A 10,073-nucleotide genomic window follows, 5' to 3' on the forward strand; every position below is an offset into this window, starting at 1 on the left:
TTTCACCGCCAGTCAATGACATGATGAAACGAATCATCACCTTATCGAAAAAGTGATAACGTGGATAGTAAAGAGCACCAGCGAAAACTCCGATTAGCTTGGGTTGCCATGCTGATTTACTGAGAAAGGTTTTAATATAGACACTTCCTTCTGGAGTATCTTTACCCTGCGCTTCTTTTCTTGCAGTTAAGTTGACACAAAAGAACGCCGCTTTAGCGAGTGCTAATTGCTCGGCATGTTTTTCTATAAATTGATAAAGCTTTTTATTTAAATGTCCGTAGCGAATAGAAGCACCAATTAAGACTCGATCGTAAAGAGTTAAATCAATATCCTCAATTTGATGTAAATCGGCAAGTTCGCAATCAAACTCAGGAAGTTCCTCTTTTATATAGTTAAGAATTTTCTTGGTTTGACCTTCACGGGAAGAATAGAGAAAAAGAGCTTTTTGCACGGGATATCCTTAACTGCGCCAAAACGTAGGGGTAAGCAGTATTAATAGTGTAAAAATTTCTAAGCGGCCAAAGAGCATCGAAACAACCAATACCCATTTTGCACTGTCATTAACATCCGCAAAATGTACGGAGACTTGACCCAATCCAGGCCCTAAGTTATTCAATGTTGCCGCGACGGCAGAAAATGCACTCAGTTCATCCATCCCTGTTGCGATCAATGCCAACATACACGCCACGAAGACCAGTGCGTACGCTGAGAAAAATCCCCAAACCGCGTCAACAACTCGCTGTGAAAGAGCACTTCCGCCCACCTTAATCGTATACACGGCTCTTGGGTGGATAAGGCGTTTCATCTCACGAGCACCTTGTAAGGTAAGCAATAAGATACGGATCACTTTCATGCCACCGCCCGTAGAGCCAGCACACCCACCTATAAATGAAGAAAACAGCAATAATACAGGTAAGAATAACGGCCAATCTGCAAAACCTGTTGTGGTAAAGCCTGCCGTCGTCGAAATGGATACCGTTTGAAATAGCGCCTGATCAAAAGCGTCATAAAAAGAGTCGTAAGAATGGTGTTTGAGTAAAATCGAAAAGCAAACCGCAAACAAAATGACTTGTATAAGAGCGAAAGCTCTAAACTCTGGATCTTTAAGGTAATATTTTGGATGAACACCACCTGTCGCAAACGCCGCGTAATGGAGCGTAAAATTACAGGCTGAAATGAGCAAAAAAACAACCGTAATTAAATTGATCGCATAACTGTCAAAATACCCCATGCTTGCATCATGAGTCGAAAACCCACCAATAGCGATCGTAGAGAAGCTATGACAAATCGCATCAAATAGGGTCATCCCTGCTGCCCAAAAAGCAGTCGCGCAGGCAATCGTTAAGCTTAAATAGATGTACCAAAGTGCTTTAGCGGTTTCGGCGATTCTTGGAGTGACTTTAGTATCTTTGACCGGGCCTGGAATTTCTGCTCGATATAACTGCATTCCCCCAATTCCCAATACTGGCAAAATGGCCACCGCTAGAACGATGATCCCCATCCCACCAAACCATTGTAAAAACTGCCGATAGAACAAAATCGCTTTAGGTAATTCATCTAACCCAACAATGACGGTTGCTCCGGTGGTGGTTAATGCTGAAAATGATTCAAAAAACGCATCCGTCACCGATACATTAGGGTTATCCGCTAACCAAAATGGTAATGAACCCGCACTACCGATAACCGTCCAAAACAGTACAACGATTAAAAAACCGTCTCTGGCTTTCAATTCATGTCGATAGCGGCGGTTTGGAAACCAAAAAAAACCGCCACACATCAACAATACAAAAAAGGTCGTGACAAAAGGTACACCTGCACCATCGCGGTACAGCAAAGCCACCAGCGCAGGGGCAAGCATAGAGACACTAAATAGCGCGAGCAAAAGCCCGACGATACGAATAATAGATCGAATTTGCATTGCTTTTTCTGAAGCGAAGCTTCTGACTTCCTAATTATTTTTTATGGCGGTCACTACAGCTTTTGCACCGCTTTTATTAATGATAGTTTGAGTAAAGGCATCAAGATGGCGCAATTCTATCTCAACAAGAAATTTAACCTGTTCTTTATAATCGGCTTCGACTTCTAATGCTTCATACTGCGCGATGATGGATTGAGCAATCGGCACAAAACCGTAGTCTAACGTTAGGGATAATTTTGTGGTGATTTTTTTCTCAATAGTTTGAAGCTGCTTGAGTGCTTGTTGTACTCCGCCACCATAAGCTTTAACTAACCCACCAGTGCCAAGACGAATCCCACCATAATAACGAGTGACGACGGCCGTTAACTCCCCGACACTCGATCCGGCTAGCTGCGCCAATATCGGTTTGCCCGCCGTCCCTGATGGCTCACCATCATCACTAAAACCCCACAACATCGAATCTTCCGGTCGTCCGGCAACAAAGCCCCAGCAGTTATGTCTGGCGTCGCTATGTTTTGTCTTTATTTGCGCAACGAAGGCTTTGGCAGCATCTACACTCGGAGTATGGGCCAAATAGGTAATAAAGAGGCTTTTTTTGATTTCCTCTTCAAATTGGGTGGGCAACGCTGGAATTAAATAAGGTTGTTCGTTCATGTGAAATCATAGATCGAGCGGATGGCAAGAGTGTAACACGTGCACTTAAAAAAGCAGCGCTGATCTCCATTCGCACTCAATGTTAAACAGTTGTTTAAAAAATGTATTGAAATTAAACAATCCTCAGGTCAAACTAAACCGACTGGTCAAACCAGAACTATTAATACAACAAAAACTCTCACACACGATCTTAAGGTTGTATGTCACGGAGATAGACAATGATTTACCAAGCCAACACCCTACAGGTAAAGGAATTACAAGATGGTATTGCGGAGTTGCGTTTCTGCTCCAAGGAGTCAGTGAACAAACTTGACCTTGCCACTCTTGAATCGCTCAACCATGCACTTGATGCCCTAAAAGCCCACCAAGGACTGAAAGGCCTTATTCTTACTTCCGATAAAGAATCTTTTATTGTCGGGGCTGATATCACTGAGTTTTTAGGCCTCTTTGCTAAACCTGCGCAAGAACTCGACCAATGGCTGCAATTTGCCAATAGCATTTTCAACAAACTAGAAGATCTACCCGTTCCGACACTAGCCGCTTTAACAGGGCACGCGCTAGGCGGTGGATGTGAGTGTGTACTCGCTACCGATTTCCGTATTGGTGACGCGACCACCAGCATAGGATTACCGGAAACAAAGCTTGGTATTATGCCGGGGTTCGGTGGCTGTGTGCGTCTGCCTCGTGTAATTGGTGCCGACAATGCTATGGAAGTGATCACTCAAGGCAAAGCATGTCGTGCTGAGGAAGCCCTTAAAATTGGACTGCTCGATGCGATTGTTGATAGCGACAAACTGCTTGAGTCAGCACTCAAAACCATCACATCGGCCATCAATGAAACCGTTGATTGGAAAATGCGTCGCCAGCAAAAAATGTCCGCGCTGACACTCAGCAAATTAGAAGCCATGATGAGCTTCACCATGGCCAAAGGCTTGGTTGCACAGCATGCCGGACCTCATTATCCAGCGCCAATAACCGCTGTTATTGCAATAGAAGAAGCCGCGCGCTGTAGCCGTGATGAAGCATTGGCCATTGAGCGTAAACACTTCGTTAAGCTCGCTCATTCTGAAGCGGCGAAATCCTTGGTCGGTTTATTCCTCAACGACCAATATATTAAAGCACTGGCAAAAAAAGCGGCCAAATCAGCCAATAAAGAAACCGGACGAGCGGCGGTACTTGGTGCGGGGATAATGGGCGGCGGCATTGCTTATCAATCGGCAGTAAAGGGCGTGCCTGTTTTGATGAAAGATATTGCTCAATCGTCCCTTAATTTAGGTATGACAGAGGCATCTAAGTTACTCAACAAACAGCTAGAGCGCGGAAAAATTGATGGTTTTAAAATGGCAAGTGTGCTGGCATCGATTACGCCTAGCCTGCATTATGCGGGGATTGAGCAAGCGGATGTGGTTGTTGAAGCTGTGGTTGAAAACCCGAAAATCAAAGCCGCGGTACTAAGTGAAGTGGAAGCCAATGTTGGTGAGGATGCGGTTATCACCTCGAACACCTCAACCATTCCAATCAACCTACTGGCCAAATCACTCAAACGTCCAGAAAACTTCTGTGGTATGCACTTTTTTAACCCAGTACATCGTATGCCATTGGTGGAAATTATTCGTGGTGAACACACTTCCGATGAAACCATCAATCGAGTTGTCGCTTACGCGGCCAAAATGGGTAAATCCCCCATCGTGGTCAATGACTGCCCTGGGTTCTTCGTAAACCGCGTACTTTTCCCTTACTTTGGTGGCTTTAGTTTATTACTGCGCGATGGCGCTGATTTCACGCAAATCGATAAAGTGATGGAACGTAAGTTTGGTTGGCCAATGGGCCCAGCTTATCTTCTAGATGTGGTCGGTATTGATACCGCACACCATGCACAAGCAGTAATGGCACAAGGTTTCCCTGAACGTATGGGTAAACAGGGCCGCGATGCTATTGATGCACTGTTTGACGCCAATAAATATGGCCAGAAAAATGGCAGCGGTTTCTATCAATACACTTTAGATAAGAAAGGCAAACCGAAGAAAACTTTCTCTGAAGAGGTTCTCACTGTTCTTAACGTAGAATGTGGTGATAAACGTACTTTTGATGATCAAACCATCATTGAGCGCATGATGATTCCGATGATCAATGAAGTGGCACTCTGTTTAGAAGAGAAGATCATCGCTTCACCCCAAGAAGCGGATATGGCGTTGGTGTACGGCTTGGGGTTCCCTCCTTTTAGAGGCGGCGTATTCCGCTATCTCGATAGTCTTGGCTTACAAAACTACGTTGCAATGGCAAGCCAATACCAAGCATTGGGCGCGATGTATCATGTACCTCAACTGCTGCTTGATATGGCAGAAAAAGGCGAGACCTTCTACGGTACTCAACAAGCAAGTTCTATCTAAGGAGAGATGTCCAAATGACTTCACATAAGAGAAATGTCGTAATTGTTGATTGCCTACGCACCCCGATGGGTCGTTCAAAAGGTGGGGCATTTCGTCATACTCGTGCGGAAGATTTATCTGCACATCTGATGAAAGGCATTTTAGCCCGTAATCCACAAGTCAACCCAAAAGAGATCGAAGATATCTACTGGGGTTGTGTGCAACAAACCTTAGAACAAGGCTTTAACGTCGCGCGTAATGCGGCACTGTTGGCTGGCTTGCCGATTGAAATTGGTGCCGTCACCGTTAACCGTTTATGTGGTTCATCAATGCAAGCACTGCATGATGCCACCCGCGCCATTATGGTTGGTGATGCTGAAATCTGCCTTGTGGGCGGCGTTGAGCATATGGGACACGTACCGATGAACCATGGCGTTGATTTCCATCCTGGCATGTCAAAAACCGTTGCCAAAGCTGCGGGGATGATGGGGTTAACGGCTGAGATGTTAGGTAAAATGCACGGCATTAGCCGTGAGCAACAAGATGCCTTTGCCGCTCGTTCGCATCAACGCGCTTACGCAGCAACCGTTGAAGGCCGCTTCAAAAATGAAATCCTCCCCACTGAAGCTCATGCCGAAGATGGTACTCTGTTCACGCTCGATTTTGATGAAGTGATCCGCCCGGAAACCACTGTTGAGGGGCTAGCACAGTTGCGTCCTGTTTTTGACCCAGCCAATGGTACTGTAACGGCAGGCACCTCATCGGCTCTGTCCGATGGCGCATCGGCGATGTTGATCATGAGCGAAGAGAAAGCCAATGCGCTTGGCTTAAAGATTCGTGCGCGTGTGAAATCAATGGCCGTCGCTGGTTGCGATCCTTCAATTATGGGTTACGGGCCAGTTCCGGCGACCCATAAAGCGCTACAGCGTGCAGGCCTCACCATGCAAGATATGGATGTGATTGAGTTAAACGAAGCGTTTGCAGCTCAATCTCTACCTTGCGCGAAAGATCTCGGTTTGCTCGATGTAGTGGATGAGAAGGTTAACCTAAACGGAGGGGCGATCGCACTGGGTCACCCTCTCGGGTGTTCTGGCACGCGCATCTCCACCACACTGATTAACTTGATGGAAGCGAAAGACGCCAAATATGGTCTAGCAACGATGTGCATTGGTTTAGGCCAAGGCATTGCGACTATTTTTGAGCGCCCATAACCATTCTGTTTTTCTTCTCACTGAAGAGTCTTTTAAGAGCCAGCTCTGCTGGCTCTTCTTATTAGGTTATTTAGCTTGAAGCCAATCACGATAAAGTTGATCGCTACTGCCCAGATAATTTACCATCCACTCGATCAATTTATGATTATCATCTTTGCGCCATACTAAACAGCATTGACTAAGCAGTTTATCAACGGTGAGAACCCGTTCAACCAACCCACCATCAACAATCAAAGGTTGTGCAATGTGTCTTGGCATGTAGCCCACACCGACTTCATTTTTTAAGCATTCAATCGCACTATACCAATTCGGTAAAAGTAAACGCCGTTGCTGCGGGTAGTGATCCGTATGTCGCTTGGGTAACACACTTGACGTGTCATCCAAACAAATCGCCGGGAACTGACTGACAAAATCTTCGCTTAAATAGGGCTCTTGAGCACAAGGGTGATGAGGAGACATTACAAATGCCCAATCCAACACGCCCATGTCACGCACTTCAAAATCACCACCGACAGGAATCGCAGAGGTTGCACCAATCACAATGTCAGCTCGACCTTGCGCAATAGCTTCCCATGAGCCATTAAAGACTTCCATGTTGATTTGCAGCTCAGCAAACTCAAACGTGCGATAAAAATCTTCCACCAGCGGTTTCATTTTGTCGAGTTTGACTACGTTATCAAGCGTCAATTTTAGCGTTTTCTGCCAACCATGCGCCGCGCGTTTAGTTTGTGAACGAATCTCTTCCATCTGCCTAAGCAATTGGCGAGCCTCCACCATAAACAGCTCACCAGCGGGCGTCAGTTCCACCTTTCTAGGTAAACGGCGAAACAGCAGCACATCCAAATCTTGTTCGACTTGGCGAACGCCGTAGCTGATCGCTGACGGCACTTTATGCAAAACTTCCGCAGCGGCGGTAAAACTACCCAACCGTGCGACAGTATCAAGCATTTCTAATGAGGATTTAGAAAACATAAGCCTTCAATTTTTTTGATTAATAACCAACAAATTTAGCGTTTCATTTAATATTAAACGAAAAATAGAATAGATGAGTAGATAAATTAAGGTTGGCATAGATTAATGCTGGCCAAATATTGATTAATTTTTTTGAATGGTAATAAAAATGAAAGCATCAAAATTACAGTTGCTGTACTTAGCCGCGCTCTCTATGCTTGGCTTCATTGCCACAGACATGTACCTCCCTGCCTTTAAAGCGATGGAAATGGACTTTGCCACAGGGCCAGAGCAAATAGCCTTGTCTCTCACCGTTTTTCTGGTCGGTATGGCATTAGGTCAACTGGTGTGGGGCTTAGCTTCCGATAAATATGGTCACCGTAACACTTTAGCGGCTGGCCTAGTTCTCTTCACGTTGGCATCATTTGGTTTAGCTTTTAGCGAGCAGGTGTGGCAATTATTAGCGTTGCGCTTTGTGCAAGCTTTAGGGGTGTGTGCTCCCGCAGTGATCTGGCAAGCAATGGTAATTCAACGCTACCCAGCTAAAACAAGCCAGCAAATATTCGCCACCATTATGCCTTTGGTCGCGCTTTCACCCGCGCTTGCACCTCAATTAGGCGTCTTACTGGCCGATAACTTTGGTTGGCACAGTATTTTTGTGACATTGACATTGATGGGTGTTGCGCTTGTAGCCTGTACTTTTGCTCAAAAAAATGAACAATCACAACCCAAACAAACCTCAATTAAGCAAGATATCAAAGCTCTGCTCAGCACTAAAACCTACTTGGGTAATGTGATGATGTTTGCTTGCGCTTCTGCGGCCTTCTTTGCTTACTTGACTGGGATGCCAGAGATTATGGCACGCCTTGGTTATGCCGCTAAAGATATCGGTTTGAGTTTTATTCCTCAAACGATCGCTTTCATGGTTGGTGGCTACTTAGGTAAGGTGGGAGTGAATAAATTTGGTGACGAAAAAGTGCTCAAGCAGTTGATTGGCCTCTTCAGCGTTGCCACTTTATTAGTATTCATTGCATCACAGTGGCAACTGACCTCAATTTGGCCAATTTTGGCACCGTTTTGCTTAATAGCAGTTGCCAACGGAGCGCTTTACCCTATCGTGGTGAACCGCGCACTATCGAGTGCCAAACAAAGCCCAGCCACTGCAGCGGGTTTACAAAATAGCTTACAAATCTGCGTTAGTAGTTTAGCCAGCGCATTGGTCGCAACGTTGGCCAGCCAAGCACAAATGGTGACGGGTATTGCAATTATGATTTGTATGGGCGGGCTATGGATTGGTTATATCGTCTCGAACCGCGAACTTTCTCAACACTTCACCGCACCAGATAATGCACGCGTAGTCAGCGATGAAGAGTAAGTCTTTTAATAATAACTGATACAAAAAGCCGCTCATGATGAGCGGCTTTTTAATCGTTCATTTGTTAGCTACGCTTAACAGGACGCTTCCAACCATTGATTTTGCGCTCTTTCGCGCGAGTGATGACTAACTCACCTTCAGCAACGTTACTGCTTAGCGTAGTACCAGCACCAATCGTTGCACCATTGGCGATCGTTACAGGAGCAATCAACTGGCTGTCTGAACCGACAAACACATCATCACCAATTGTGGTTTTGAATTTATTGACACCATCGTAATTACAAGTGATAACGCCAGCTCCGACATTAACACGCTGGCCAATTTCGGCATCACCAAGATAAGTTAAGTGATTGGCTTTCGAACCTTCACCCAAACGAGTATTTTTTACTTCCACGAAGTTACCCACGTGAGCATCATTACGCAGTTCAGCACCAGGACGTAAACGGGTAAAAGGCCCAACGGTACAGTTTTCTGCAACGGTTGCCCCTTCAATGACGCTGTATGGACGGATCACTGTGTTGTCATCAATTTCGCAATCTTTAAGCACGCAACCCATGCCGATAATTACGTTATCACCCAAAGAGACATTTCCTTCGATGATGACGTTTGCATCAATCTCAACATCCATCCCACACTGTAATTCACCACGCAGATCAAAACGCGTAGGATCACGTAGCATCACACCTTGTTCTAATAGCTTTTTCGCTTGTGTTGCTTGATAAGCACGCTCTAAACGAGCCAGTTGAGCGCGATCATTTACTCCTTCCACTTCAATAGAGCTGGCAGGATGAACAGCCTCAACTGCGCGGCCTTCATTGTGCGCGGCAGCGATAACATCTGTCAGATAATATTCGCCTTGTGCGTTCTCATTACTTAAGCCTGACAACCAGCGCTTGAGATCGCGCCCCGTTGCCACCATCACGCCCGTATTTATCTCTTTAATTAACTTTTGCTCATCAGTGGCATCTTTTTGTTCAACAATTGCCACCACAGGGCCATGCTTACGCACGATACGGCCATAACCGGTTGGGTTATCCAGTACCACTGTCAGCAAGGCTATTCCATCATTAGGCTGTGCATCTAACAAGCTTTCCACGGTTTCTTCCGAGATCAATGGAACATCACCGTACAACACGAGGATCTTCTCATCGTCTTGGAAATGAGGCGAGGCTTGATCAACGGCATGGCCAGTTCCTAATTGATCCGCTTGCAGCACCCAGTTAACCGACTCTTCGGCAAGCGCTTGCTGCATTTGCTCACCACCATGACCATAAACCAAGTGGATATTTTGGGCACCTAAGCTATTGCACGTATCAATTACGTGTTTCACCATTGGCTTACCCGCCAGTGTGTGCAGCACTTTAGGCATATTAGAATACATTCGAGTACCTTTACCTGCTGCGAGGATCACTGCGCTAAATTTCATTGACAACCTATTGACGTTAAAAAAGTTAAGCCGCATTTTAGCGGTAATTAAAGAGATAGTTAATTTAACTAAATAATTTTCTGTTAAAAAATAAGCAAAAAGGCGACCTATAGGTCGCCTTTTTACATCACGTCTTAATTATAAAACACATTAACGACGTTTTTTGGTC

At 45.4% G+C, this 10,073-nt stretch carries 8 protein-coding genes; 3 read left to right on the forward strand and 5 right to left on the reverse strand.

All coding sequences use genetic code 11. The features are described from left to right. The 3 genes from hemG to AACT21_RS02140 form a co-directional block, all read right to left on the reverse strand. A partial coding sequence (gene hemG, locus AACT21_RS02130) for a menaquinone-dependent protoporphyrinogen IX dehydrogenase (protein ID WP_094164368.1) occupies positions 1-451 on the reverse strand: 451 nt, incomplete at its 3' end. A gap of 9 nt (positions 452-460) precedes the next feature. Continuing rightward, positions 461-1,918, reverse strand: coding sequence for a TrkH family potassium uptake protein (locus tag AACT21_RS02135; protein ID WP_017046377.1), 1,458 nt, complete (start codon positions 1,916-1,918; stop codon positions 461-463). A 30-nt stretch (positions 1,919-1,948) separates the two neighbouring features. Further along, on the reverse strand, positions 1,949-2,572 hold the full coding sequence (locus AACT21_RS02140) for a YigZ family protein (RefSeq protein WP_013855603.1): 624 nt from the start codon (positions 2,570-2,572) through the stop codon (positions 1,949-1,951). 218 nt (positions 2,573-2,790) lie between these two features. Between AACT21_RS02140 and fadB the strand changes: the two genes are divergently transcribed. Next, complete coding sequence (gene fadB, locus AACT21_RS02145) at positions 2,791-4,962, forward strand: fatty acid oxidation complex subunit alpha FadB (protein WP_094164369.1); 2,172 nt, start codon at positions 2,791-2,793, stop codon at positions 4,960-4,962. A 14-nt stretch (positions 4,963-4,976) separates the two neighbouring features. Continuing rightward, positions 4,977-6,152, forward strand: coding sequence for an acetyl-CoA C-acyltransferase FadA (fadA, locus tag AACT21_RS02150; protein WP_017046375.1), 1,176 nt, complete (start codon positions 4,977-4,979; stop codon positions 6,150-6,152). Between the two features lie 66 nt (positions 6,153-6,218). Here fadA and punR read toward each other — a convergent pair whose 3' ends face one another. Continuing rightward, complete coding sequence (punR, locus tag AACT21_RS02155; RefSeq protein WP_017046374.1) at positions 6,219-7,124, reverse strand: DNA-binding transcriptional activator PunR; 906 nt, start codon at positions 7,122-7,124, stop codon at positions 6,219-6,221. A 148-nt stretch (positions 7,125-7,272) separates the two neighbouring features. Here punR and punC point away from each other — a divergent pair, with 148 nt between their 5' ends. Then, complete coding sequence (gene punC, locus AACT21_RS02160) at positions 7,273-8,478, forward strand: purine nucleoside transporter PunC (RefSeq protein WP_026027660.1); 1,206 nt, start codon at positions 7,273-7,275, stop codon at positions 8,476-8,478. 64 nt (positions 8,479-8,542) lie between these two features. Here punC and glmU read toward each other — a convergent pair whose 3' ends face one another. Continuing rightward, positions 8,543-9,904: a bifunctional UDP-N-acetylglucosamine diphosphorylase/glucosamine-1-phosphate N-acetyltransferase GlmU gene (glmU, locus tag AACT21_RS02165; protein WP_026029111.1), complete on the reverse strand. Its 1,362-nt coding sequence runs from the start codon at positions 9,902-9,904 to the stop codon at positions 8,543-8,545. Positions 9,905-10,073 lie beyond the last annotated feature (169 nt).

This window comes from Vibrio sp. V08_P9A1T1 (assembly GCF_963874405.1).
GTDB classification, from domain to species: Bacteria; Pseudomonadota; Gammaproteobacteria; order Enterobacterales; family Vibrionaceae; genus Vibrio; species Vibrio anguillarum.